The organism is Embleya sp. NPDC008237, assembly GCF_042956465.1.
Taxonomy (GTDB): Bacteria; Actinomycetota; Actinomycetes; order Streptomycetales; family Streptomycetaceae; genus Embleya.
Genome location: NZ_JBIBGL010000006.1, coordinates 489,145 through 514,649 on the forward strand (window position 1 = coordinate 489,145; position 25,505 = coordinate 514,649).

Consider the following 25,505-nt stretch of genomic DNA (forward strand, 5'->3'; position numbering starts at 1 on the left):
GTCCCGGTCAGCCCCGTCGGCGGTGCAGCGCCGTCGTGGCCACCGAATTGTGCACCGTGAACGCCACGGTGCCCGGGAGGTAGCGGTCCTGCGACCACTCCACGGGCACGCCCGCCGGATCCGTCGTGCGACGCCGCTCGCGGAGCAGTGACGTGCCCGGCGGGCAGCCCAGCAGCCGGGCGTCCTCCGCGTCGGCCGGCCACTGATCGATCGTGTGGTCGGCGTCGGTGAACAGCACGCCCAGTTCCTCCAGCGGTTCGGTGTGCGAGACCGCGTCGATCGGGAAACCCTGCACCAGGGCCCCGATCCGCTCCGGATAGACCGTACGCTCGATCATCACCGGCACCCGGGAGAGCGTGCGCAGCCGCAACACCCGGTACACCGACGACCCCGGCTCCAGGCCCAACTGCGCGCACTCGCCCGGATCGGCCACCGCCGGCTCGACCGCCACGGTGCGCCCCCCGGGCTCTTCGCCGATCGAGCGCGCCCAGCGGGTGAAGCTCGACAATTCGGCGAAGCTCTGCGTCCGGGAGGCGCCCAGGACCACCCGACGGGTGCCGCGTCGGGAGGTGACCATCCCGTCCGCGCGCAACACCGCGAGTGCCTGGCGCACCGTGCCGCGGGAGACGCCGTAGTGCTGCGCGAGGTCGGCTTCGGTGGGCAAGCGGCCCCCGGAGCCGTACCTGCCGGTCGTGATCGCCTCGCGCAGATCGGCCGCGACCTGCCGATACCGCGCCTCGCCCTGAACCCCCATCGCCACCCCCCGAATTCCCTTGCCGGGACGTCCGACCGTGGCGACCCTACCCGTTCGTCGAGAGCCTGCCGGGCCGCACGCCCATTTCCCGGGAACCTCGCGCGCCCGTGCCGCTGCGTTCACGTGGCGGACATCGACGTCGGGCGTACTGGACCAAGTTGTACAGCCAACTCCGGCACGCCATTCGAAGCTCCAGGAGAACCCCGTGACAGTGCTCCGCGTTCGTGCGACCGGACTGGTGGCCGGCCTCGCCGTGGCCGCGCTCACCCTGAGCGCGTGCGGCTCGGCATCCGACAAGACGTCCGCGGCCGGCACCTCCGCCACGCCGGGCGCTCCCGCCGGGGCCAAGGACGCGGCGTCGGCCACGTCCGTCCAGGACTTCGGCGGCATGGAGGCGCTGGTGGCCGCCGCGAAGAAGGAGGGCAGGCTCAACGCGATCGCGTTGCCCCGCGACTGGGCCAACTACGGCGCGCTGATCGACGCCTTCCAGGCCAAGTACGGCATCAAGGTGGAGGTGGAGAACCCCGACGGCTCGTCCCAGGACGAGATCAACGCGGTGACCCAGCGCAAGGGCCAGGACCGCTCGCCCGACGTGGTGGACCTGGGCAACGCATTCGCGCTCAGCGCCGCCAAGCAGGACCTGCTCGCGCCGTACCGGGTCGCCGCGTTCGACCGGATCCCCGAGCCGCAGAAGGATGCCCAGGGCCGTTGGTTCAACGACTACGGCGGCTACATCTCGATCGGCTGCGACGCCGCGCGGATCAAGGAGTGCCCGAAGACGTTCGCCGATCTGCTCAAGCCGCAGTACAAGGGCCAGGTCGCGCTCAACGGCAACCCGACCAAGTCCGGCTCGGCGTTCGGCGGCGTGTACGCGGCAGCCCTCGCGAGCGGCGGCTCGTTCGACGACATCCAGCCCGGCCTGGACTTCTTCGGCAAGCTCAAGAAGAACGGCAACTACAACCCGGTCGAATCGACCCCGGCCACCGTGCAAAAGGGCGAGACGCCGATCAGCATCGACTGGGACTACCTCAACGCCGGCTATGCGGACGAGTTCAAGTCCAAGGGCGTCGACTGGCAGGTGAACATCCCCGCCGACGGGGTCTACGCCCAGTACTACTCGCAGGCGATCGTGAAGTGGGCACCGCACCCGGCCGCCGCGCGCCTGTGGCAGGAATTCCTGTACAGCCCCGAAGGCCAGAACCTGTGGCTCAAGGGCTACGCCCGTCCGGCGCTGATGGGTGCCATGAAGGAGGCCGGCACGCTGGACGCCGGGTTCGCCGCGAAGCTGCCCGCGGTGCCCGGTGGCGGCACCCCGGTCTTCCCGACCCCGGACCAGGTGGACAAGGCCAAGAAGGTCCTCACCGGTGGCTGGGGCCAGGCAGTCGCCGGATGAGCACCGACCTCTCCGACGTCCGCGCCTCCGCCGCGGTCCGGATCGCGCCCGCGCCCGCCTCGCGCGCGCCGCGTGCGGTCCGGCCCCGGCGGCGGCGCCGCGCTCCGCACTGGCTCGGCGTCGCGCCGTTGCTGCTGTTCGCCGCCGTGGTCTTCGGCGTGCCGACGGCCGCGATGGTCTTCGGCGCCTTCACCACGCCGGCCACCGCCCCCGACGGCGTACAGGCCACCGGCGCCAACATGGCCGCCTCCGTGCAAGGCGCCTACCTGACCGCGCTGGTCGGCAGTGTGAAGTTGTCCGCCGTCACGGCGCTGATCGCCACCGGATGCGCACTGCCGATCGCCTACACCGTGGTGACCTCGCGCTTTCGCTTCGTCCGCGAGGCGGCACTGACCGCATCCGGCGTGCTCGCCAACTTCGGCGGGGTCGCACTCGCGTTCGCATTCGTGGCCACGCTCGGCAACGCCGGTGTGGTGACCGGCGAATTGGACCTGACCGAGCACGGCTGGAGCCTCTACAGCTTCACCGGACTGTCCGTGGTCTACCTCTACTTCCTGATCCCGCTCATGGTGCTCATCCTGACCCCCTCCCTCGAAGGACTGCGCAAGCAGTGGCGCGAGGCGGCGCGCAACAACGGGGCCAACGCGTTCCGCTACTGGTTGCACGTCGCGTTGCCGATCCTGACGCCCGCGCTGCTCGGCGGATTCGTGTTGCTCTTCGGCTCGGCGTTCGCCGCCTACGCGACGGCAGCCGCGATGGTCGGCAGTTCGGTGCCGTTGGTGACGATGCAGATCGCCGACGCGCTGTCCGGCAACGTCCTGGTCGACCAGGGCAACGTGGCGCTCGCGCTCAGCCTGGACATGGTCGTGGTGGCCGGCCTGGTCACCGCCGTTCACCTGCCCCTTCAGCGCCGGAGTGCCCGATGGCTCGACTAGGCCGGATCCGCTGGTCGCGGGGCGTCGTCCTGCTGATCGCCGGCACCTACTTCCTGCTGCCTATGGTGTGCTCGGTGGTCTTCAGCATCGACGTGCCCGGCCAGGGCATCACGTTCGATGCGTACACCGGGATCCTGGGGGCCGACGGCTTCCTGGACAGCCTCGTCCTCACCCTCGAACTCGCCGCTGCCACCGTGGTATTGGTGTTGCTGCTGCTGGTGCCCGCGCTGATCACCGTACGGCTGACCGCGCCGCGACTGCGCTGGGTGATCGAAGTGGTGTGCTCACTGCCGCTGGTGGTGCCCGCCATCGCGCTGGTCGCCGGCATCGGCACGGTGCTGCGCTGGGGGCCGGACCACCTGGCCGACACCCCGTTGTACGACACGTTCATCGCCATCCAGGACCCCGACTTCCCCGTAGTGCTCGTGCTGGCGTACACGCTGATGGCGCTGCCGCTGGCGTACCGCACGCTGGACGGCGGGCTCGCCGCGATCGACCTGAAGGTGCTGGTCGAGGCGGCGCGCGCGTGCGGCGCGACCTGGCCGCGCGCGGTGCTCCGGGTGGTCCTGCCGAACCTGCGCGGCGCGCTGCTCAACACCGCGTTCCTGACCCTCGCGCTCGTGCTCGGCGAGTACACCGTGGCCGCGATCCTGGGCTACCGCCCCTTCGCGGTGTGGATCGTCGGTATCGGCGGTTCGCAGGCCGAGATGTCGGTCGCGGTGTCCGTGATCGGCCTGCTCGTCACCTGGGTGCTGCTGCTCGCACTCGCCACCGCCGGCCGGCCGCGCAGCGCCCGGACGAACACCACCCCGGAGACCTCGTGACCATGACGTTCGACCAGCCGAAGACCCTCGCCGAGGCCGGACCGCAGATCGGCGCCGCCGATGCAGCCGGGGCCACGATCGAATTCCGGGGCCTGCAACGCTCGTTCGGGAACGTGCGGGCTCTGGCCGGTCTCGACCTGACGGTCGGTCGGGGCGAACTCGTCGCCCTTTTGGGTCCGTCCGGATGCGGCAAGACCACCGCCCTGCGGGTGGTGGCGGGCTTCGAGCACCCCGACGCCGGCGAAGTGCTGGTCGACGGCGAGGACATCACCCGAGTCCCCGCGCATCGTCGCGACGCGGGCATGGTCTTCCAGTCGTACAGCCTCTTCCCGCATCTGAGCGCGCTGGACAACGTGGCATTCGGCCTGCGGATGCGGGGCGTGGGTCGCGCCGAGCGGCGCGCTCGCGCCGGCGAACTCCTGGACCTGGTCGGCCTTCCGGACCGGGCCGACCGGTATCCGCACCAGCTCTCCGGCGGCCAGCAACAGCGGATCGCGCTGGCCCGGGCCCTCGCGCTGCGCCCACGTGTCCTGCTGCTGGACGAACCGCTGTCGGCGCTGGACGCGCGGGTACGGCTGACCCTGCGCGACGAGATCCGCCGGCTCCAGCAGGAACTCGGCATCACCACACTGTTCGTGACCCACGATCAGGAGGAGGCGCTCTCGCTCGCCGACCGGGTCGCGGTGATGAACGCGGGCCGACTGGAACAGTGCGCACCGCCGGCGGAGCTGTACGCCCGACCCGCAACCGCGTTCGTCGCCGAGTTCGTCGGAGTGATGAGCCGCGTACCCGCCCACGCCGACGGTGCGGTGGTGCGCGTCCTCGGCCGCACCCTGCCGATCGACGGCGACCCGGCCCACGGTGACGTGGACGTGCTCCTGCGCCCGGAGTCGATCGAGGTGGTGGCCGCGGCGGACGGCTCGGCGCAGGTGCTGGGCGCGGCCTTCCTGGGGGCGGTCACCCGCCTGAGCGTGCGCTCGGCCGCCGGCGCGACGGTCAAGATCGACATACCCTCGCACGTCGCCACGACGCTGCCCCTGGGCTCTCGCGTCGAACTCGCCCTGCCGGAACGGCCGGTACTGGTCGCACCCCGCAAGGAGCCGCCCCACGCGTAGGGCCGTCGGAGCGTTCGCGCGGGATCAGAGTCGGCCGCCGGCGGGCCGAGGCCGCGCGCAAGGCGTGGCCGGCGACCCTTCCGGCACCGGGTCCGCATGATCACGCGGATGTCCCACAGGTAGCTTTCAGGCGTGGACCCGCGGTCGGTGAGTGGCCGTGGTTCAGGCGGTGCCCGGGAAAGGGGTTCTCCATGGGAGAGACGTTGCGAGTGGCGATGATCGGTGCCGGCGGGATCGGCGGCTACTTCGGCGGCCGGCTGGCCGCCGCGGGGCACGACGTCACCTTCGTCGCACGAGGTGCACATCTGGAGGCCCTGCGGCGCGAAGGGTTGTCCGTGGACAGTGTGGCCGGCAGCTTCACCGTCGCGCCGGCGCAGGCGACCGACGACACCCGCGACATCGGCGAGGTCGACGTGGTGATGTTGTGCGTGAAGACCTGGCAACTACCCCCGGCCATCGCGGCGTTGGAGCCGCTCGTCGGTCCGGGAACGGCGGTCGTCACCGTGCAGAACGGTGTCGAGGCCCCCGAACAGGTCGCCCAGGCGATCGGCCGACACGCCGTCCTGCCCGGCACCGTGAAGATCTTCGCGAACCTGGACGGGCCCGGGCGAGTGCGCCATGTCGGCGGCCCGGCCGCACTGACCTTCGCGGAATGGGACAACCGGCCGACGGAACGAGCGGAACGGTTGCGCGCCGCGCTGGACACCGCCGGCACGACCGCGGTGATATCCGCGGACATCTGGGCCGAGTTGTGGGCGAAGTTCCTGTTCGTGGTGCCGTTCGGCGGTCTCGGCGTCGCCACCGACGCGCCCATCGGAGTGCTGCGCTCCCGCGAAGGCACACGTCGGCTGCTCGTCGACGCCATGCGCGAGATCCGGCAGGTCGCGCAGGCGATGGGCATCGCACTGCCCGACGACATCCTGGACACGACGATGGCGTTCGTGGACGGACAACCCGCCACCGGCACATCCTCGTTGCAGCGCGACATCGCCTCCGGCCACCGATCCGAACTCGAGGCCTGGACGGGCGCGGTGGTACGCCTGGGCGCACGCACGGGTACCGCGACGCCGGTCAACAACCTCCTGTACGAGGTGGCAAGCGTGCGTGCGGCTCGATCCGAGGTCCCGCCCGAGACCATCGGTTGATTGGGACTCGTCCGGTTCGAGGGACGGGTCGACGTGCCGTACCGCTCCGGGCCGGTGCCGCGATCGATGCGGCACCGGCCCGGGCGCCGGGCGCGGGGGCCGTCGGGTGACGGCTGCCGGGTGCCGGGCGCCGAGTGCCGGGTTACGGCCGCCGGGTCCGATGCTCGGACGGCGAAGGGCTGCGTCTCGGCGGGCGGTCACGTCGAGTCGGACGAGCCCGACAGCGGGGCGTGCTCCGGGCCGGGCGGGGGCGGATGGTCGGCAGTCGGACGTCAGTCGGTGACCAGGTCCATCCGCAGGAACTCGGTGATCCGGAGCAGCTTCGGTGGCCGGGCCACCTCGTCGGGGAGCGCCTGGAACGCCTCGGCTGCTCCGACGAGACGTGGGGCGGCGAGTCTCATCTCCTTCCCGCCGGCCCGGAGCCGTGCACCGTCGGCCGCCAGGACGTTGCGTACCCAGTCCGAGCCCGAGCCGTACACCGGGACGAACAGGTAGCCGCCGTCCACGGGATGCGCGTCGAGCGGTGTGCGGTACGTCCGGCCGGAGGTGCGCCCGACGTGGGTCAGCACCGGCCACTTCCCGCCCGCGATCGCACGAGGGTTGAACATCCGCTTGTTCACATGCCCCCACCACCTCGGCATCGGCATCGGCGTCTCCTTCTCCCGCCCCGACAGGGCGCGTTTCGGTCCGGCGCGATCGTCGGCCTCCCGGCCGATCCCGACCCCGGGCTTACGCTCGTAAGGCTGGCTTACGCATGTAAGCTTGTCAACACGTCCGACCCCGGGAGCCGCCGTGTCACCGCCGCCGTCACCGCCGTCACGGCGTCCGTCCCGACCCCGGCAACCGCTCAGCAAGGAGCGCGTGTTGGAAGCGGCGATCCGGGTGGCGGACAGCGGCGGGGTGCAGGGGATCACGATGCGCAAGGTGGCGCAGGAACTGGGCGTGGAGGCGATGTCGCTCTACCACCACGTGCCCAACAAGGACACGATCCTCGACGGCGTGGTCGACACGGTGTTCGCGGCGATCGACCTGCCCGATGCCGAATGCGACGACTGGCGGGACGCGATCCGGGTCCGCGCCCACTCCGCGCGTGCGGTGCTGTCGCGGCACAGCTGGGCGCTGGGCCTCATGGACTCCCGCCGCAACCCCGGGTCGGCGACGCTGCGCCACCACGACGCCGTCCTCGGCGTGCTTCGGGAGGCGGGGTTCACACCGGCGATGGCCGTGCACGCCGTCTCGCTCATCGACAGCTACGTCGGCGGATACGTCCTGCAGGAGTCGAACCTGCCGGCGACGACCCCGGGCGACGTCGGGGACTTGGCCCAAGACATCCTGGAGCACGTGTCGGCGGACGAGTTGCCCTACCTCAGGGAGGTGATCGTCGGCCACGCCCTGCAGCCGGGCTACGACCACGCGAGCGAGTTCGGCTACGGCCTGGACCTGATCCTGGACGCGCTCGAAGCCCGCAGGGGATAGTGCCCGAGCCGACGGTGTGCGTACGACCGGGAATCGCCGCCTGCCGGCAGCCGTGTCGTCCGGCGCCGCGCCGCCGATCGGCCACCTCGCCGGGCCACGCGGCCGACGGGAACCAGCGCTGCCCGGTCGGCTGCCGGTCGGTGCGCCCCCCGAGTCCATGGCCGCGCGCGTTCGCGCCTCGTGCTTCGATGCGCCCTTGACCCCCGGCCCGGGTCCGGCGGATCTTGGCAGCCCACGCCCCCGAGCACCGTTGTCGGCATGCGCACGACATCCGGGCGGGGCCTTGCCACGAAAGGCTCAGCGTGCACGCCTCCTCCGGGATCGACCTCTTCGACGACGCCACCCTCGCGGACCCCTATCCGGCCTACGCCCGGCTGCGCGAACTCGGCGCGGCCGTCCGCCTCGAAACGCACGACGTCTGGGCACTGCCGCGGCATGCGAGCGTCGCCGCCGCGCTGCGGGACCCGGCGACCTACTCCAGCGAACGCGCCCTCGCCCTGACCGACACGGTCAACGACCGGCTCCTGGTGGGCACCGTGGTGGGCACGGACGGCGCCGCCCACGCGCGGTTGCGCCGCGTGCTCTCGCGGCAACTGGCGCCCCGGGCGCTGAAATCCCTCGTTCGCGACATGCGCGAAAGCGCCCGTGCCCTGGTCGAGGCGCTCCCTCGGGACGGCGGCTTCGACGCGGTCACCGACCTGGCGGCCCCCTTCGTCGCCGGCGTCGTGATGCGCCTGATGGGCCTGCCCGAGCAGGACCGCGCCCTGCTCCTGGATCTCGCCGACGCGACGTTCGACACGTTCGGCCCCGACAACGCGCGTACCCGAGCCGCATTCCCCCACGCCGAGGAGATGTTCCGCTATCTCGACCGGGTCGCCACCCGCGACAGGATCGCGGCCGACAGTTGGCTCGGCGCGATCCACATCGCGGTCGACCGCGGCGACATCGACGAATCCCAGGCGGTGCCGCTCATGCTCTCCTACACCGTCGCCGGCATGGACACCACCATCCACGCCATCACCGCGGCCGTGCACCTGTTGGCCCACACCGATCAGTGGGCACTCGTGCGGGACCGCGTCGTCCCCACCGAAGCGGTCCTGGCCGAGGCGTTGAGGATGGAGGCCCCCATACAGTTCTTCGGCCGCCGCACCACCCGCGACGTCCGGGTCGGCGACACCGTCGTACCCGCCGGCGATCAGGTCCTGCTGCTCTACGGCTCCGCGGGCCGCGACCGCGCCAAGTGGGGGCCGAATGCCGATACGTTCGACATCACCCGCGACAGCCGTGACCACCTCGCGCTCGGTTCGGGAATCCACCAGTGCGCCGGAAACCACCTCGCGACCCTGGAATTCGACGCCGTCCTCGGCGCCCTGGCCACCCGCTTCCGCACCCTTGCCCCGAGCCCCGACCGTGCCCCCACCCGGCGCCCGCACAACATCCTGCGCGGCTGGCACACCCTGCCCCTGGTCACGGCGTGAACCCATGACCCGCGGGGCCTGACATCGTCGTGTTCCTCGCCTCGGACGCCGCCCGCCGAATCACCGGCCACGTCATCGACGCAAGCGGCGGCCTCCTCCTCGGCCCACGCGCCTGATCCCGCCGCGCCGGTGTCCCGGCGCCTACGTCGTGCCGCTTCGGCAGGCCGTCGTGCCCTCACCGTGCCGCGTCGATTCCGTCGAGCCGCCCGTCGAAGAGCTATGCGCTCAAGCTCTGGTTAGAAGTTATCACGTACGCACTTGACGCTAGCTGTTCGCGGGCGTTACAACTTATAACGAACGGCAGGGCAACTAAGCGCCCTGGGTGGTGTGGCACCGCAGAGCAACCTGCCGGCGCGAGGAACCTTCGCGTGCCCCGCGCCGGCCCCCCGATGCCAACCCCGGCTGCTTCACGTCGTTTTCACCGCAGGAATGCCATAAGGAGTCAGCGCGTGTTTGAACGCATAGCCGAACTGGTGATTCGCCGGTCCCGGCTCGTATTGGTCGTCGCCGTCGTTGCGCTGGCCCTGATGGGCGCCGCGGGCGCCGGCGCGTTCGGCAAGTTGATGGGCGGCGGCTACGACGACCCGGCCTCCCAGTCCAGCCGGGCCGGGGATGTCATCGAGAAGAAGTTCGGCGGCGAGACGAACCTGATCCTGCTGGTCCGCGCCTCGCAGGGCGGCGTCGACGACCCGGCCGCCAAGCAGAGCGGCCGGTCCCTGGTGGCCGACCTCAAGAAGGAGCGGCACCTCGACAACGTGATCTCGTACTGGGACACGGACAACCCCGCCCTGCGCTCCAAGGACGGCCGCGAGGCCATGGTGCTCACCCACGTGAAGGGCGACGACACCGAGCGGGACAAGAACGCCAAGAGCCTCATCGACACCTACACCGGAAAGAACCGGGACGGCCTCACCGTGCAGGCCGGCGGGGGCGCCGCCGTCAACAGCGACCTGGGCACCCAGTCGGGCAAGGACCTCCTCCTGGCCGAGGCCATCGCCGTGCCGCTGACCCTCGTGCTGCTCCTGGTCGTCTTCGGCAGCGTGGTCGCGGCCCTGTTGCCACTGGCCATCGGACTCATCGCCATCGCAGGCACGTTCGCGGAGCTCTACTTCCTCGGCAGCGTCATCGACGTCTCCATCTTCGCGACCAACCTGACCACGGCCCTGGGCCTGGGCCTGGGCATCGACTACGCCCTGCTGATGGTCAGCCGGTTCCGAGAGCAACTCGCCGCGGGGGCGACCGTGGACGACGCGGTGCGGCAGACGGTGCACACCGCAGGCCGTACGGTCGCCTTCTCCGCCGCGACGGTGGCGGCCGCACTCAGCGCACTTCTGGTGTTCCCGCAGTACTTCCTCCGCTCGTTCGGCTACGCCGGGGTCGGTGTCGTCGCCATCGCAGCCGTCGGCACCCTGTTCGTGATGCCCGCCCTGTTCGTGGTCCTGGGGCACCGGGTCAACAGCGGGCGGCTGCCGTGGGCGAAGCAGGAGCGCTCCGCCTCCCGGGCGCCCCTGTGGGGACGGCTGGCTCGTACCGTCATGCGGCGGCCCGCGCTCACCGCGCTGCCCGTGCTCGCGGTACTGCTGCTGGCGGCGAGCCCGCTGCTGGGTATCACCCTCGGCACGCCGGACGAGCGAGTGCTGCCCGAGGACGCGAAGAGCCGACAGGTCGCCACGGAACTGCGGAAGAACTTCGACGGCAACGACGCGGCCGCCTTGCACATCGTCATCGACAAGGCCGTGGGCGAGGCCCCGCTGGGCGCCTACGCGGCGGAACTGTCCAAGCGCGAGGACATCGTCCGGGTCGAGGCCAGTACCGGAACCTACGTCGCCGGACGCTCCACCCCGCCCGGGCCCGCCAACGCCGCCCTCGGCCGCCCCGACGCACAGCGGATCAACGTGGTCAGCGGCCTGGCGCCGAAGTCGGACAAGGGCCAGAGCCTGGTGAAGGAGGTACGAGCGGTCACCCCGCCGCCCGGGACGCATCCCCGGGTGGGTGGCACCGGCGCCGAACTGGTCGACTCCAAGGACTCCATCATCGGCCGGATCCCGCTCGCCGCGGCCCTGATCGCCCTCACCACCTTCCTCCTGCTCTTCCTGTTCACCGGCAGCGTCGTGCAACCGCTGCGCGCGCTGGTCCTGAACATGGTCAGCCTGGGAGCGACCCTCGGCGTGATGACCTGGATCTTCCAGGAGGGCCACCTCGATTCCGTGCTCGGCTTCACCCCACAGCCGATGGACACCTCGATGACCATGCTGATGTTCTGCATCGCCTTCGGTCTGTCGATGGACTACGAGGTGTTCGTCACCAGCCGGATCAAGGAACTCCACGACCAGGGCGAGGACACCGAGTCGGCCGTGGTCGACGGACTCGGCCACACGGGACGCATCGTCAGCGCGGCGGCCTGCCTGCTCGCGGTGAGCTTCTTCGCCTTCGGCACGGCCGAACTCAGCTTCATGCAGATGTTCGGCCTGGGCAGCGGCCTGGCCATCCTCATCGATGCCATCGCCGTACGCGGCATCCTCGTCCCCGCCGCGATGCGCCTGCTCGGCCGCTCGGCCTGGTACGCGCCCCGCCCGCTGCGCAGGTTCCACGACCGATTCGGCCTCAGCGAGGGCGGCCCCAAGCCGGCGACTCCCGCAGCCGAGTCGCCGTACGCGCACAACTCGACGGGAGCCTGACCACCCGAGCCACCCCGCGCCGTGCCCGCCTCCACCACCTCGGAGGCGGGCACGGCCGCGCCTGCGAGGAATCCGGCCGGCGATCCGGGCCCGACGAAACCGGCCGACCGAGGAGGTCGTGGCGGCCGATCGCCCGATGCGCCGCGACCACGTGATCGTGCCGCCGATGCATTCACGCCCCTGCCGCGGTCGGACGGTCCGGTCAGGAGGCGAGGAGCCGCAGCAGGCTCTCGCGGTCGGGTCCCGGTATCCCCGGCGTGTCCGTGGATTCGGGCGGCGCGACGTCGATCCTCTCCCGGATCTCCGGTCGTGCGAGCACCTCTCGGGGGAGCGCCAGGCACGTTGCCGTCTCCAGGAGGGCGCGGAAGACCTCGGCGTCGCGAAACGCCGCGGCGCCGAACGGGCTCGGCGTGGGGGCGGGGGCGGCGGTCCGGTCGGGGGACATCGCCGCGGCGCGGGCGCGGTCCGCCCGGATCTGGTCGTGATGGAACGGCGTGACGACCCGTTCGGTGGCCTCGTCCCAGGCGAGCGGGAAACCGGCCGGGTCGTCGGCGCATCGGCGCACCACGTCACGCAGCAGTTGGGCATGTACCAGGCCGACGCTCAGCCCTCGGGCGGCGGTGGGATTGGTACACGCCCACGCGTCGCCGACCGCCGCGAAGCCGGTGGCCACCGGGTGGCCCTCCACCACGAACCGACGTCGACGGTCCAGGATGCCCGCCATCACCACGATGTCGGAGACCGGTGTGCCGTCCAACCAGTGGGCCTGGGCCGGACAGGCCCGGACCACCCGGGTGAAGCATTCGGGCTCGCGCAGCGCCTTGAGCGGCGCATCGCCGGCCGTGGCGACCACGGTGACCGACCACGTGTCGTTGTCGCCGGGAATGGTCAGCAGCGAGAAGGTGTCGTAGGGCGTGTACGGCGCGCCCCGCCGGACGGGCTGTCGCGGACCGGTGAAGTAGCGCGTGTAGTAGGCGAATCCGCCGTCCTCGGACTCGACGAGCGGAGCCGGCGCCCCGATCTCGGTCAGCAGGCGCGTCGAGGCGGTCCGGCGGCCGGTCGCGTCGATCACCAGGTCGGCGTGGAACTCGATGCCTTCGGAGGTGCGTATGCCGCTCACGTGCGTGACGCCTGGGAGGATCGGCACGCCGGTGAGCAGGCCGACGATCCTGCTGCCCCGACGCACGCGAATCCCGGCGGCGACGGCGGCCGACGCGAACACCGCCTCGACGACGGGACGTCGGCCGGTGAGGAAGCGGAAGCGGTCGTCGTCGGGCCGGGGGACGTAGTCGGCGACGCTCGGGGGCAGCGGGTGCAGCGCGTTGCCCTCGAAGCAACCGGCCGCCACGAGCAGGTCGATCACCTCGGGCAGCTCCTCGGCGAGCACGCGGCGAAACCGGGGCAGCAGGTTGTGCGGCTGGCGAAACTGGGCCACGCCCCGACGCCGCCACGCCGTCCACGCCTGGGCGGGATCATCCGGTGGAACGGAGGGGTCACTTTCGAACACGGTCACTTCGTGTCCGTCGCGCGCCAGCATCAGGGCCGTGGCCAGACCGACCACGCCGGCGCCGCAGATGACGACCGATGCCATCGGGCCTCCTCGTGCCTCCGTCGATCCGACACGGTGGCACGCGGACGTTCGGCGCCGCGACCCGTTTTCCCGCTCCGCACGGCGGCGGCGGGCCTACGACTCGCCGCTGATCCTGGCGGAGGCGATCGAGGCGGCGGCGATCACCCTGGCGGCGGTGCGGGTCGAGGAGGCGGAGTTCAGGTCGGTCAGCGACGTCCGGTCGAGCGCGTGGACGACGAACTCGTAGGTGTTCACCGTCGAGGGCGAGCAGGGTCCCTGGTAGCCGTACAGGCTCGCACTTCCGCGGTAGTAGACCTGCCGGGCTCCGGCGGGGACCGAGGGCCGGTAGGCGTGGTCGACGTTCTGGGGGAGCGAGGTCGTGCCCACCGGGATGTCGTAGACGACCCAGTGAATGAGGTCGGCGTTGTCGAGGTCGCGCATGACGATCGCGTAGCTCTTGGCCGCGGCCGGGGCGCCCGACCAGGTCAGGGGTGGGGATTCGTTCTTCTTGGCGGGGTCGTTGCCGCCGCCGCTGGTGCACTCGTGGATCTTGGGGATGACGCCGCCGTCGGCGAAGGCGGCGCTGGAGAGGGCGAACGCGCTCCGGCCTGCCGGCGACGTCGGGGCGAGCGACGACGCGGCGGCGGGTGGGAGGCCGACCGCCCACGTGACGAGCAGGGCGGACAGCACAATCCGTGTGCTTTTCACTGGAGGCTCCCGAGGATACTTCTGGTCCCTTGGTCCCTTGGTCCATCCGTGGGCGTGCGGTGGAACCAGCGTATGGATGCGCGAACTCCGGCGGCCAATATCACTTTTCCATGCAAACGAGGTATGTGCCGCCGCGGTGATCGTCCGAGTCGTGTCGCCGGGGTCGTCGGTGTCCCGGACGCATCCTTTCAGGCGCGTTCGTCGGCCTGCGGTGCCGTGGGGGTGGTGTCCGGGTGCCGCCCGCCGGGGTGCGCGGGGTCGGCGGACAGGAGTCCGGCGAGGGATGCGGCGACGAGCGCGAGTACGGGGAGCAGGAGCAGGGCCAGGCGGAGTGTGACGTGGCCGGCGAGGAAACCGACGAGCGGCGGCCCGGCGAGGAAGGCCAGGTAGCCGGTGGTGGAGACGGTGGCCACCGCCGGGCCCGGGGCGTCGGGGAACTGCCGGCCGACGCCGCCGACCACGAGGGGGAACGAACACGCGATGCCCAGGCCGACGGCCGCGAAGGCCGGCACCACGACCCATGGGGTGGGCGCGGCGATCGCGATCGCCGCGGCGGATCCGGTCGCCAGGGCGCCGAAACGCACGATACGAACCGGGCCGAAACGTGTCGCGGCGCGGTCGCCGGTGAGCCGCCCGAGCGTCATCGCCAGGGCGAACACCACGTAGCCCGCGCCCGACACACCGGGCTGCGCGTGCACCGAATCCGCGAGGTAGACCGTGCCCCAATCGGTGATCACCCCCTCGATGAGCAGCACGGACAACCCGAGCAGGCTGAGCCACGGCAGGCGCCCGCGTGGTCCGAGCGTGCCCCGGCCGACGGAGCGCGTCCGCGACCGGGAAACGTGGTGGGCGGACGGCCGCAGCACCGCGGCGGCCGGCACCGAGACGACCAGGCCCACGGCGGCGGTCACCAGGAACTGTGTGTCCGGACGCACCCCGGCCGTCGCCGCAACCGTGCCGATCAGGGCGCCGGTGAGCGCACCCGCGCTGTAGAGACCGTGGAACGACGAGATGCCGGATTGCGCCGTGCCGCGTTCGCCGTCGACGGCGTGGGTGTTCATGGCCACGTCGAGTGCGCCCACGGCGGCGCCGAGAACCGCGAGGGCGAGGGTGAGTGGGGCCATCCCGTCGGCCGGCGCGAGCAGGGCGATCGCCGACGCGTAGGCCGGCAGTGCGACACGCGTGACGATCCGGCTGCCGAATCGGTCGACCACGCTGCCGGCCGCCCGCATCGCCGGGATCGAACCGAGCGCGACGCCGAGCAGCGCGATACCCAACTGCCCGTCCGAAAGCCGGAGATCGGCCTTGACCTGCGGGATGCGCGGCGCCCAACTCGCCAGGATCGATCCGTTGAGGAAGAACACGGCGTACAGCCCCCGGCGTCCGGCGCGCGATCGGCGCTCCCCGGTCCGGCGTCGGTGCGACCGGAGGCGGGTGCCGGGTACCGCGTCGGCTCGGATGCGCATGGGGTTCCATTCGCTCACGGGGTCTCACGCCCCGGTTCGGCGGTGCTCGTCGGTCGTCTCGTCGGCTCGGGCCGCGTCGTCCGGGGCGGGCATGGTACGAGCGATCCACGGCAATTCCAGGTCGGCCGCGGTCGTCGGCGGATGGGCCCGCGTACCGGTGAACGCCTCCGCGTGGGCGACGCCCGCCTCGCCGCCGCGCAGAGCGGATTGCCGCCGGGCCAGATCCACGAAGTCCCGGCCGGCACGCCGGCGGCGACGGTCGTTCTGGCTCTTGTGGCACGACACCATGGCCTCCTTGGTCGCCATCGTGTCCGTGATGTCGACCCACAGGTCCGGTGTACCCGCGTTCGCGCCGGTCAGGGTATCCATGTGGAACATGGCCGGCACCGCGCCGAGGGCGGGGTGATCGGTTTCGATGCCCGGCTCGCGCGCCAGCAGCCGCGCGGCGCTCGCCAGGGCGCTCGCGGCGCGATGGTCGGGGTGATAGTCCTCGGGGTGATGTGCGAAGAGCAGGTCGGGGCGGGCACGGCGCAGCAGGTCCACGACGAGCAGTCGGGTCTCGGGGGTGTCGTAGAGGAAGCCGTCCGGCAGGCCGAGCATGATCGGATCGGCTCCCAGCAGCGACGCGGCTTCGCGGGCTTCGCGGGCGCGGACGCCGACCATCGCGGCGGACCGGGTGGTTCGTGCGGTGGGCCGGGTGCTTCGTGTGGCCGATCCGCTGGTTCGTGCGGCGGACCTGGTCGTGCGTGTGGTGGGCGCGCCGTTCGTCAGGATGGCGATGCTCACGTGGGCGCCTCGTGCCCGGTAGCGCGCGAGGGTTCCGGCGCACAGCAGTTCGACATCGTCGGGGTGGGCGCCGAGGGCGAGAATGCGCATGGGGATCGGTCCTTGGTGGCGTGGCGTGGCATGGCGTGGTGGAGGAAGGCGGGGAGGGGGTCGGGGCCCGGGGCTCGTCCGGCGCGGGAGTGCCGGTCCGGACTACCGTTGCGCGGTGTGTCCGCGCCCGGTGCGCCGTGGCCTACGCGACTTCGGAGAGAATCCGGGCCAGGCCCAGCACGCCGCTGTCGGCGAGGAAGCGTCCGCGTACGTGCCGTCGTCCGTTCTCGCCCATCTCCCGGGCGTACGCCGGATCGGCGAGCAGCCGGTCGACCCCGGCGCCGAGCCCGGACAGATCACGAGCGTGCGCCAACAGCAGCCCGGAACGGCCGTGTTCGATCTGCTGCCGAATGCCGCCCACGGGTGAGGCGACGACGGGTCGCCCCTTCCACGCGGCCTCGGACACGGTCAGCCCGAATCCCTCCGCGAGGCTCTTTTGGATCACCACGGTCGAGCACCTCTGGATGGCGTTGATCGTCAGCGCGTGTTCGATGGGATGATCGGTGGGGATCTGCACCAGATGCACCCGACCCCGTCGGCCCGGCCGACGCTCGCGGGCCTCGCGGCACTCCGCGAGCACCTGCTCGGCCTGCGGATCGCCGGCCGCCCTGGGTCCCACCAGCAGCAGGTGTGCGCCGAAGTCCGGGTCGACATGGTCGGTGAACGCCTCGATCACACCCGGTATGTCCTTGACCCGGTCCCATCGACTCACCTGCGTCACGAGCGGTGTACCCGTCGGCAACGGGCCGGCTTCGCGGTCGATCCGAGCCGGATGGCGAAGCGGCAACTCGGCGAAGGCATCGCCGACTCCCGACCCGGTCCGGTCCGGCCGGGGCTGCCGGAAGACCCCGATGCGTGCCATCAGCCGCGACGCCTCCACGGCGGGATGCAGCGGGAGGTTCTTCGGCGCCAGCGGATTGATGGACGGCGACAGGATACGGATCGGCGCATCCGGGAGCCCCGCGGGCAACGCCCCGTCGTACGAGGCGATGAAGCCGTGCGCGGCGGCCAGGTATCGACGCAGGAAGTCCCATGCGGGGAGCGCCGGTTCGGCGTGCAGGGGAGTGCCGACGTGGCACTGCCACAACACGACGCACCCGGCGTCGCGCAGGTACGGGATCAAGCCGGCCGTCTGGTGATCGTGCAGGACGACCACGCTGCGCCGACCCACGACGCCGAGCAGCCGCTGCGCGGCGGCGCGGGTCACCTGTTCGTACAGGGCCCGTCCGGCTTCCGGGTCCGGCGGGTCCTCGTGTTCGTTGGCGGTCACTCCGCACAACCGGTAGTAGAGCGCCTTGGTGAAGGCGCGGAACGCTCGGCTGCCCTCGATCGTGGCCCAACGGGTGTCGATACCCGCACCGCGCAGGTGCGGCAGGGTGGTGCGGAGGAGTTCGGCGACCCCGCCGCGTGTCGGATTGTCGCTGACATGCCACACCTCGCGCCCGTCGAGGCGCGTACGGGCCTCGCACAGGGCAGTCTGCACCTCGGCCAACCGGGGTGCGCCGACGAGGTGTTCGAGGTGGGACAGGGGTATCGCCGGCAGCAGCACCTCGGGGAGCGGAGAGGCCGCAGCGGGAGGCGGGGCGGGCGAGACCGGGGCGCGGCGCCGAGCCGGGCTCGGACTGGGCCTCGGGCCGGGGTTCGGGTTCGGGTTCGGCGTCGGACTGGGGTTCGGGTTCGGTGTGACGGTATGCGTGGAACGGCCGACGGGGCGCGGAAGAGGCGGTCCGTGCGGGCACCCGGTGTGGTTCATGGTGGTTGCCTTGCTTGCTCTGTATGGACAGAAGTGGCGGTGGGCTCGGGAGCGGGACGGCGCGCGGCCCTTCGGCCCCGATTGCGATCCCTGGTTCGGCCTCGGATTCGGTGGTTCCGGATTCGGAACCCGATCACATCGCCTGCCATAGACGATCGCCGCTCGGTTGTCCCGGGCGCCTGAGTCCGCTGTCCCCGGCCGGTCCCACCCTCGGCCCGAAGCGGCCGGCGCCAACCGGATCATCGAGTCGGCGTGGTCGGCGTGGTCGCCCGGGCGGCCGTCGATCGGCACCGCCGGCTATCGGCTGCGGGGGCGGTGGATTCGATCTATCCAACTATATGGATGTCAGATTCGATGTCGGATCAGGTAAATTTCAGAGCAAGGATCGTGATAGAATCGCGCTCGGAGGTGAGTCGTGACAGACGGACTGTTCGATGCGGTCGACGCCCTGCTGAACCAGATCGACCAGGGTGACCTGCCGGCGCCCGCCGAGCGTGCGCGGCTGCGCCGGGCGGCACGGCTGACCCAGCGTCAGGTTGCCGACGCCCTCGGTGTGCAACGCGTGACGATCGTGGCCTGGGAGTCCGGCCGCACCGACCCCCGACCTCCGCAGCGTCAGGCCTACGCCCGACTCCTCAACGGCCTCGCTCAGCGTTTCCCCGGCACGGACCGGGATCGGGAGCAGACCGCGGAGGCCGGCGGGGCCGCTCCCGGCGATGTGGCCGCCGGCCGGGACGAACCCGCGCCGGCGGCGCCCGCGGAGGCCGTCGAAGCCGAAGCGGTTCCGCCCGCAGACCCTGCGGCCGATCCGGACCATGCCGCGTCGGCCGAGCCCGTCCCCTCCGCAACCGCCCCGGCCGGTGAGGCAGCGTCGCCCGCACGCCCTGCGCCCGATCCGAGACCCGCCGGCGGCCTGACGGCCGCCGCGCCCTGGGCCCGCACCTCGCCGCCCGCCGCCTCGCCGCCCGCCGCCCGGCCACCCTCCGCCCCGTTGCCGGCCGCCCCGGTGTCGGCCGCGTCGGAGCCGGCGACGGCGTCCGGTCCGCCGGTGTCGACGACCCGTCCCGCCGCGGCCCCCGCCCCGGGCGGTGCGACGGCGAAATCGCCGGCCCGGTCCCGGCCGGCCGCCGGGACCGACCAGGCCCCCCAGGAGGCACAGCCCGCCCGGTTCCCGGCCGGCCCGCTCGCGGTCCTGGACACCGAAGGCAAGACGCTGCGCGCCCACCTGGTCGACGGCCGTGTCCTGCCGTGCCCGGCGAAGTCGTTGCCCGCGCTGGTCGCCTGGGCCCTGGACGCGGGCCTGGGGGCGGAGCGGCTGCACCGCGCCGGCCGCGACGCCGACCCGCTGGTCGTGCTCACCTCGGCCGCCGCCGAACGCCTGGGCGTGCCGGCCGAGTTGACGGACCGCCGCAACCTGCGCCTGCCGGAGGACGACGCCCTGGTCAAGCAGGTCACCAAGGACGGCTGGCGGCTGACCCGGCGCGGTTTCGGCCCCTGGACCAAGGTCTACCGTCCCCTCGCCGACGGCGGCCGCCGGCAGTGCGTGCAGTTCGCGTTCCTGGGCTGGGACGCCCTCGACACCCGCTCCTGGGGCGACGCGGCCACGCTGCCCGCGCCCGAACTCGCCGGGCTGCTCGGCGCCTACGCCGCCCGCGTGGTCACCCCCCGCGGCTCCACCGCCGTCGCCGGCCTGGCGCTGATGACCGAGCTGCGCCCGCCGACCCAGGCCGTCAAGGACGAGGCCGGCGGCACGTGGCGTTCGGGTCCGGTGGCGGGTTCGCTGACGGAGGTCGTGGACCCCGCGCCGCCCGAGGCCCCGGACGAGCACCCGGTCGCGCAGACCCGCGCGGCCGGCGAGGTCCTGGTCGAGGAGGCGTACGACTGGCACCGCCCGATCCACCTGGTCGGCGACGACGAGGGCAACCTCGAACACGCCGTCGGCCTCGACGTCAACGCCGCCTTCCTCGCCGCCGCCTCCAGGCTGCCGGTGGGCCTGGGCGCCCCGGTCCACGTGGACGCGCCCACGTTCGACAAGAAGATGCCCGGCTGCTGGTACGTCGACCTCTCCGGCATCGAGATCGACCCGCGCCTGCCGAACCCGTTCACCCCCACCGGCCTGCGCCCGACCGGGCCCGGCTGGTACGCCACGCCCACCGTCGCCTACGCGGCCGAACTCGGCGCCGCCATCGACCCGTTCGAGGCCTGGATCCGCCCGGACCACGGCGCGTACCTCGACCCCTGGTACACCCGCCTGCGCGACGCCTACCTGACCACCATGGCCGACCTCGGCGTCACGCCCGACCTGGACGAGGTCGCGTTCCTGGCCGCGATGCACACGCACAAGCAGGTCGACCCGGCCCGCGCGATCGTCCTGGCCGCGATCAAGGCCACCGTCAAGGGCGGCATCGGCAAACTTCGCGAACGCCCCCAGGGTGCCCGCTACCGCCCCGGCGACCGCTGGCCGGCCCTGGAACGCCCCACCTGGCGCCCCGACATCCGCGCCGCCGTCATCGCCAACGCGCGCGTCGGCATGCACCGCAAGATGCGCAAACTCGCCACCGTCGCCGACCTGTACCCCATCGCCGTACTCTCCGACTGCGTCGTCTACCCCGCCGCCGGCCCCTCCCCGCTGGACGTACTCCCGCGCGGCGCCGACGGCAGGCCGGTCCCCGGCGGCTTCCGCCTCGGCGTCAGCCCCGGCATGGTCAAACACGAGGGCACCCGCCCCCTCGAATGGGCCCTGGGCCTGCTCGTGGAAGCACAGAACCCGGCCCGGCACATCAAGGGCGTCGACGCCGTCGCCGAAGGCGAATAGGAGCACCTGTGGGCAAGATCGCCGACGGCCTCGACCAGGCCGCCCAGCACGTCCTCACCCGCAACCCGCCCCGATCCACCAAAGCCCGCATCCGCTTCCTGGTGAGCAAGCACCAGGGCCGCACCCGCAACGTCGCCCGACTCCTCGGCGTCAGCCAACGCACCATCGAGCGCTACCTCAAGGGCGACCGCAAGAACCCGCCCCCGCCCGTCAACGCGAAGATCGACGCCGAGGTTCGGCGCCTGTGGCAACCCCGAGTCAGGCGGCGCGCCGAGCAGCGCGCGGCCGCCGCCGGCGGCGTGATCGTCGAAACCCGGGCCCGGTTCGGATTCTCCTCGGCGGCCGGCTCCACCGACGACCCCCGCATGCGCCGCATCACCCAGCCCCTGCCCCCCACCCGCGCCCGGCAGCTGTTCGACGCTCACCACGCCGGAGCCTCCGAACGCGATCTGGAGCGCATCGTCGCCGCGGGCCTGGGCGAGGCGTACTTCCAGGACCACGGCACCCGTGCCGACGACCTCGACGTCACCGTCACCGACGTCGACTACATCGAGTTCGACCTGCGTGGCTGAGACCCGACGACCCTGCCCCGTCGTGCTCCTGCGCCGACGCACGACCGGTCGGTGACGGATGTCCCGCACCTCACACCCGTTGCCCGTCGGGCAGGACGGCTCCGGCCTCCGCGACAAGTTGTGACAGTTGCTCACGGATCCGCTCCAGCAGGCCACTCAGGGCCGCATACGGAACCGACCAGTACACGGCGGTGACGGTGAAATCGCCATGCGGTGGCCTCACCTTCTCGGTGAGCGACAGGGCGATCTCCTCCGCGCGTGGGGGAGACACGGCGATGAAGTTGTCGAAGCGCGTACGGGCGGCGATCAGACTCTCGATCTCATCGACCCCGTGTCGCAGCGGGACCCGTTCCGGCACCCAGGCGCGACACGCTTCGGGCAACCTGTATTCGTCGACGCGCTCCCCCCTGGTCATCCAGCCGCTCCCCTTGGCGTCGACCTCGAGCCCTTTGGGTGGCGTCTCGACGAGGCGGTAGGCGGGGAGGTCGTCCAGGGCCGCGTCGTCGTATCCTCGCAACTCGCGCCGGGCCCACGTCCCTACCCGCGCGAAGTCCGCGTCGTTCCCCAGGGTGGCGTACCGACGAAGCAGGGACGCGAGCGAAGAGGACTCGTCCGGGATTTTGGGTGTCGGTACGGTCGGGTCTTGCCGGTTCGTCTTCATGGGGAGACATTCTCCGTCCTCATGGTGACACTCGTGGGCGCCCGGGTCGTCCGCGGCACCGCCCCGATGCGGCCGCGGGGCTGCGCTACTTCGTTCCACAGACTTCCCCCGGACGGGAAACGCACCGCCGACACGCCCGAATGCCTTCTTGCCCGGCCTGTCACCTGCGGTTGGATGGGTGCACGTGTTCGGATCGGCCGAAGGAGACCCTCTTGGTTTCGCCGCGCATCCGCCCCACCCGTCGCAACATACTTTCCGTCGGCGCCGCGACGACGCTGGGCCTGGTGGTCCCGGCGACCGCGAGCGCGAGCGCGAGTACGAGTGTGAGCAGGAACGCGAGCACGGCGTCGGCGGTGGGGCGGGATGCGGAGATCCTCCACCGGCTGCGCCGACTGGAGCAGCAACATGCAGCCCGGCTGGGGGTGTTCGCCTTCGACTCGGCCACCGGACGGCACGTGGGCTACCGGGACCAGGAGCGCTTCCCGATCTGCTCGGTGTTCAAGACCGTGCTCGTCGCGGCCGTCCTGCGGGGCCTGGATCGGGACGGCACATTTCTCGCCGAGCGCATCCGGTACACCGACCAGGACGTCGCCCGTTCGGGCTACGCGCCGATCACCGGCCGGCCGGAGAATCTCGCCCGGGGCATGACCGTGGCGGACCTGTGCGGGGCGGCCATCACGCACAGCGACAACACCGCGGCCAATCTGCTGCTCCGCGCCCTGGGAGGCCGGGCGGGCGAGGCCGCCGGACCGTATGCGGTCACCCGCTTCTGCCGCTCCGTCGGCGACTTCGTGACCCGCCTGGACCGCCCGGAACCGGACCTGAACTCGGCCGAACCCGGCCGTGACACCGACATCACCAGCCCTCGGGCGATCGCCCGCACCTACGCCCGACTCACCCTGGGCACCGCCCTGGAGCCGGCGGATCGCACCCGCCTCGGCGGATGGCTGCTCGCCAACACCACCGGCGGCAACCGTATCCGCGCCGGCCTGCCACCCCAGTGGAGCGTCGCCGACAAGACCGGCACGGGCGGCTACGGCACCACCAACGACGTGGCGATCGTCCGCCCACCCGGCCGCGACCCGCTCGTCCTGGCCGTGTTCGGCACCAAGCCCGACGCCCACGCACCGGCCGACGAGCCCCTCCTCGCCGAGGCGGCCACCCTCGTCGCGGCACACTTCGCCTGACCGCGGCGAGGAACAGCGCTGCACGGCGTGCGTACGGGCACACTTGCCCGTTCGTGAACGAGCGTCGGGGCGATGCCCGAGGTGTTCGTCCCGGGCGCTTCCCGGACGCGCCGATCGGGAGCGGATCCCGATCGACGCCTCGCGGACCACCCGTGGCGGTGTCAGCCGAGATGCCGGGCGAAGAACCTTAGCGTGCTGTCCAGTTCGAAGGCCGGGACTTCCCCGTGTCCTCCGGGGTTGGCGTGCAGCGTCTTCTCGGCCGAGGCCAAGGCGTCGAACAGCGCCAGGCTCCGGGCCCGAGGCACCCGCTCGTCGTCCCACTGCACCAGGAACTCCACCGGGACGGTGATCCGCGCGGCGGCCTCGGCCGACGCCTGCGCCCCACCGAGGCCCAACACCGCTGCGCGGACCCGCGGTTCTGCGGCGACGAAGGGAACGCCGAGTCCACAACCCAACGAGACGCCCCAATAGCCCACCGGACCGGGGCCGACGTGGTCGAGCCGGCGTAGCGCGTCCAGGACCGCCCGCCATTCCGAGACGGTCCGGCGAGCGACGAGTGCGTGGAAGTCGGCGATCAGCGGAGCCGGTTCCGCACCGGCATCCACGCGAGCCCGGTTCTCGGTCGCGATCCGGTCGTACTCCCGGTCCTTCGGCCGGTCACCATGGCCGGGCACGTCGACGGCAGCAACCGCGAAACCGCACTCGGTCACGAAACGGCGGGCCCGGGCCACGACTTCGGGGGCCTTCTTGTGCTGCCCGCCGCCGTGGCCCATCAGGATCAGGGGACGAGTACCGGCGGCGCCGTCCGGCGTCCACAGCACGCCGGGGATCTCGCCGAGGGTGAAGAGCTGTTCGGTGACGTCGTCGGACGACGTCTCGAAGGTGAAGCGCATGGCGTGTCAAGCCTTTCGGGTGCCTCCTGCGGGCACTCCCCGGACCCTGCGCGGGAGGGAGTCCCGACCTGTCCCAGCGTTGATCGGTCTCACCTCCTCGGTTCGCAGCGGCGTACGGCGACGCAGAACGTATCACGAAGGGTGCGCGTCGGCGTCTGGGCCGGATGTCTCGGCGGGGCGTCGGTCGCGGTACCCGGAGGGGGCCGGGTGGTTCGCTCGCAGGCCGGCCCGCGTGGTCACGCGCCGCGGGGCGGTCCATTGCCTGGGTGGTTGGTCTAGACCTTTCCGGTGTTGCGCCCGTAGCATGCGACTGGCATCGCACCATCTCCGACCCGAGCTGACGATCAGGCAGATCGCGTCCAAGCAAAAGGAGTTGGCACGTGAGACAACGCATCGGGCTGCTTGTCGCCGTCGCTGCGGCGGTTTTGTTCCCCATCGGCGCCGCGACCTCGGCGAGCGCCGCAGGCGAGTTCCATGTGAGCGGCGTCTACACGACGTATGCCGAGTGCAACGCGGCGGGTCAGGCGGGCATCCAACTCTGGGGCCCGAACTTCTACTGCACGCCGAGTTCCCAGGGCTGGTTCTACCTCTACACCCACTGATCCACCCGCACCGAGTTCCTCCCGCTCCCCGGCGACCGCCGGGGAGCGGGACAACGGCCAACCCCCGACGGGACGGCGTCCGGGAACGGGTGGGCGGGCGGCGGCGATCCCCGGTGGGCAGGGTGCGGGTCAGGGCCGCCCGGAGTAGGCGGGCGCGAAGAAGACCAGCACCGTGAGGTCCTCGGTGACGTCGTGGAAGCGGTGCTCCTCGCCCGCCGGGACGAACAGCGTGGAGCCGGGGCCGACATCGACCGTGCGTCCGCCGGCGGTGAACGTCCCGCGGCCGCTGAGCACGGCGTAGATCTCGTCCTCCCGGTGCGGAGCCTGATCGTCGGGCTGTCCGGCGGGGATCGAGTACGTCCCGAAGCTGAGGGCGGGCACCCGCAAGTGCTCGACGTAATCGGCGGAACCGTCTGCGGCGGGTGTGAACCGGCCGGCGTCGATGACCTCCATACGGTGATCATGTCACGGCGATTGCAGCCCGAAGCCGGGGACTCCCGCTGCCGGAAAGTTGCGGGCGCGCGACGATACCGCCGAACGTGCCGGCGCGTGCCGGGTGGCCGGATGATGCGCACGCCCGCGAACCGACGTCCGCCCTCGACGA

General features: G+C 71.9%; 22 protein-coding genes. 12 read left to right on the forward strand and 10 right to left on the reverse strand.

Annotation, left to right across the window (positions count from 1 at the left end):
• Positions 1-7: 7 nt before the first annotated feature.
• Positions 8-754 carry a GntR family transcriptional regulator gene (locus ACFZBU_RS18810; protein WP_391584753.1) on the reverse strand — a complete coding sequence of 249 codons (747 nt, stop codon included), beginning with the start codon at positions 752-754 and terminating at the stop codon, positions 8-10.
• A 211-nt stretch (positions 755-965) separates the two neighbouring features.
• Between ACFZBU_RS18810 and ACFZBU_RS18815 the strand changes: the two genes are divergently transcribed.
• The 5 genes from ACFZBU_RS18815 to ACFZBU_RS18835 all read left to right on the forward strand — a co-directional run bounded on the left by ACFZBU_RS18815 (position 966) and on the right by ACFZBU_RS18835 (position 6,166).
• A complete protein-coding gene (locus ACFZBU_RS18815) occupies positions 966-2,147 on the forward strand; it encodes an ABC transporter substrate-binding protein (RefSeq protein ID WP_391584754.1) in 1,182 nt (393 codons plus the stop codon).
• Positions 2,144-3,082 (forward strand): ABC transporter permease, encoded by a 939-nt coding sequence (locus ACFZBU_RS18820; RefSeq protein ID WP_391584717.1) that lies wholly within the window; start codon positions 2,144-2,146, stop codon positions 3,080-3,082. Before ACFZBU_RS18815 ends, ACFZBU_RS18820 begins: the two co-directional genes overlap by 4 nt.
• Positions 3,070-3,906 (forward strand): ABC transporter permease, encoded by an 837-nt coding sequence (locus ACFZBU_RS18825; RefSeq protein WP_391584718.1) that lies wholly within the window; start codon positions 3,070-3,072, stop codon positions 3,904-3,906. The genes ACFZBU_RS18820 and ACFZBU_RS18825 overlap by 13 nt, the downstream gene beginning before the upstream one ends.
• Before the next feature lie 2 nt (positions 3,907-3,908).
• Entirely contained in the window at positions 3,909-5,021 is a 1,113-nt protein-coding gene (locus tag ACFZBU_RS18830) for an ABC transporter ATP-binding protein (protein WP_391584755.1), read from the forward strand.
• A 191-nt stretch (positions 5,022-5,212) separates the two neighbouring features.
• Positions 5,213-6,166, forward strand: coding sequence for a 2-dehydropantoate 2-reductase (locus ACFZBU_RS18835; protein WP_391584719.1), 954 nt, complete (start codon positions 5,213-5,215; stop codon positions 6,164-6,166).
• A gap of 272 nt (positions 6,167-6,438) precedes the next feature.
• On the opposite strand, the gene ACFZBU_RS18840 is transcribed toward ACFZBU_RS18835, so the two are convergent.
• On the reverse strand, positions 6,439-6,813 hold the full coding sequence (locus ACFZBU_RS18840; RefSeq protein ID WP_391584720.1) for a nitroreductase family deazaflavin-dependent oxidoreductase: 375 nt from the start codon (positions 6,811-6,813) through the stop codon (positions 6,439-6,441).
• Between the two features lie 214 nt (positions 6,814-7,027).
• On the opposite strand from ACFZBU_RS18840, the gene ACFZBU_RS18845 reads away from it, so the two are divergent.
• From ACFZBU_RS18845 to ACFZBU_RS18855, 3 genes are all read left to right on the forward strand, one after another.
• The gene (locus ACFZBU_RS18845) at positions 7,028-7,642 is read left to right on the forward strand and encodes a TetR/AcrR family transcriptional regulator (protein WP_391584721.1); all 615 of its coding nucleotides are present in this window, start codon (positions 7,028-7,030) and stop codon (positions 7,640-7,642) included.
• Between the two features lie 302 nt (positions 7,643-7,944).
• Entirely contained in the window at positions 7,945-9,120 is a 1,176-nt protein-coding gene (locus tag ACFZBU_RS18850) for a cytochrome P450 (RefSeq protein ID WP_391584722.1), read from the forward strand.
• Between the two features lie 449 nt (positions 9,121-9,569).
• Positions 9,570-11,798 carry an MMPL family transporter gene (locus tag ACFZBU_RS18855; RefSeq protein WP_391584723.1) on the forward strand — a complete coding sequence of 743 codons (2,229 nt, stop codon included), beginning with the start codon at positions 9,570-9,572 and terminating at the stop codon, positions 11,796-11,798.
• Between the two features lie 202 nt (positions 11,799-12,000).
• Here ACFZBU_RS18855 and ACFZBU_RS18860 read toward each other — a convergent pair whose 3' ends face one another.
• From ACFZBU_RS18860 to ACFZBU_RS18880, 5 genes are all read right to left on the reverse strand, one after another.
• Complete coding sequence (locus tag ACFZBU_RS18860; RefSeq protein WP_391584724.1) at positions 12,001-13,389, reverse strand: NAD(P)/FAD-dependent oxidoreductase; 1,389 nt, start codon at positions 13,387-13,389, stop codon at positions 12,001-12,003.
• A gap of 93 nt (positions 13,390-13,482) precedes the next feature.
• Positions 13,483-14,076, reverse strand: coding sequence for a YbhB/YbcL family Raf kinase inhibitor-like protein (locus tag ACFZBU_RS18865; RefSeq protein WP_391584725.1), 594 nt, complete (start codon positions 14,074-14,076; stop codon positions 13,483-13,485).
• A gap of 188 nt (positions 14,077-14,264) precedes the next feature.
• Positions 14,265-15,542 carry an MFS transporter gene (locus ACFZBU_RS18870; protein WP_391584726.1) on the reverse strand — a complete coding sequence of 426 codons (1,278 nt, stop codon included), beginning with the start codon at positions 15,540-15,542 and terminating at the stop codon, positions 14,265-14,267.
• Between the two features lie 24 nt (positions 15,543-15,566).
• Positions 15,567-16,418, reverse strand: a complete 852-nt coding sequence (locus tag ACFZBU_RS18875) for a PIG-L deacetylase family protein (protein ID WP_391584727.1) — start codon at positions 16,416-16,418, stop codon at positions 15,567-15,569.
• Positions 16,419-16,560: 142 nt separating this feature from the next.
• Positions 16,561-17,967, reverse strand: a complete 1,407-nt coding sequence (locus ACFZBU_RS18880) for a glycosyltransferase (RefSeq protein WP_391584728.1) — start codon at positions 17,965-17,967, stop codon at positions 16,561-16,563.
• Between the two features lie 619 nt (positions 17,968-18,586).
• Here ACFZBU_RS18880 and tap point away from each other — a divergent pair.
• A complete protein-coding gene (tap, locus tag ACFZBU_RS18885) occupies positions 18,587-20,986 on the forward strand; it encodes a telomere-associated protein Tap (protein WP_391584729.1) in 2,400 nt (799 codons plus the stop codon).
• Between the two features lie 8 nt (positions 20,987-20,994).
• The gene (gene tpg / locus ACFZBU_RS18890) at positions 20,995-21,558 is read left to right on the forward strand and encodes a telomere-protecting terminal protein Tpg (RefSeq protein ID WP_391584730.1); all 564 of its coding nucleotides are present in this window, start codon (positions 20,995-20,997) and stop codon (positions 21,556-21,558) included.
• A 70-nt stretch (positions 21,559-21,628) separates the two neighbouring features.
• Here the strand turns inward: tpg and ACFZBU_RS18895 are convergent, their stop codons facing one another.
• Positions 21,629-22,219: a hypothetical protein gene (locus ACFZBU_RS18895; RefSeq protein WP_391584731.1), complete on the reverse strand. Its 591-nt coding sequence runs from the start codon at positions 22,217-22,219 to the stop codon at positions 21,629-21,631.
• A 212-nt stretch (positions 22,220-22,431) separates the two neighbouring features.
• Here ACFZBU_RS18895 and bla point away from each other — a divergent pair, with 212 nt between their 5' ends.
• Entirely contained in the window at positions 22,432-23,406 is a 975-nt protein-coding gene (bla, locus tag ACFZBU_RS18900) for a class A beta-lactamase (protein WP_391584732.1), read from the forward strand.
• 161 nt (positions 23,407-23,567) lie between these two features.
• Here bla and ACFZBU_RS18905 read toward each other — a convergent pair whose 3' ends face one another.
• Positions 23,568-24,299 (reverse strand): dienelactone hydrolase family protein, encoded by a 732-nt coding sequence (locus ACFZBU_RS18905; protein WP_391584733.1) that lies wholly within the window; start codon positions 24,297-24,299, stop codon positions 23,568-23,570.
• A gap of 380 nt (positions 24,300-24,679) precedes the next feature.
• Between ACFZBU_RS18905 and ACFZBU_RS18910 the strand changes: the two genes are divergently transcribed.
• Positions 24,680-24,901 (forward strand): hypothetical protein, encoded by a 222-nt coding sequence (locus ACFZBU_RS18910; RefSeq protein ID WP_391584734.1) that lies wholly within the window; start codon positions 24,680-24,682, stop codon positions 24,899-24,901.
• 129 nt (positions 24,902-25,030) lie between these two features.
• Here ACFZBU_RS18910 and ACFZBU_RS18915 read toward each other — a convergent pair whose 3' ends face one another.
• Entirely contained in the window at positions 25,031-25,354 is a 324-nt protein-coding gene (locus ACFZBU_RS18915; protein ID WP_391584735.1) for a cupin domain-containing protein, read from the reverse strand.
• Between the last annotated feature and the right edge of the window lie 151 nt (positions 25,355-25,505).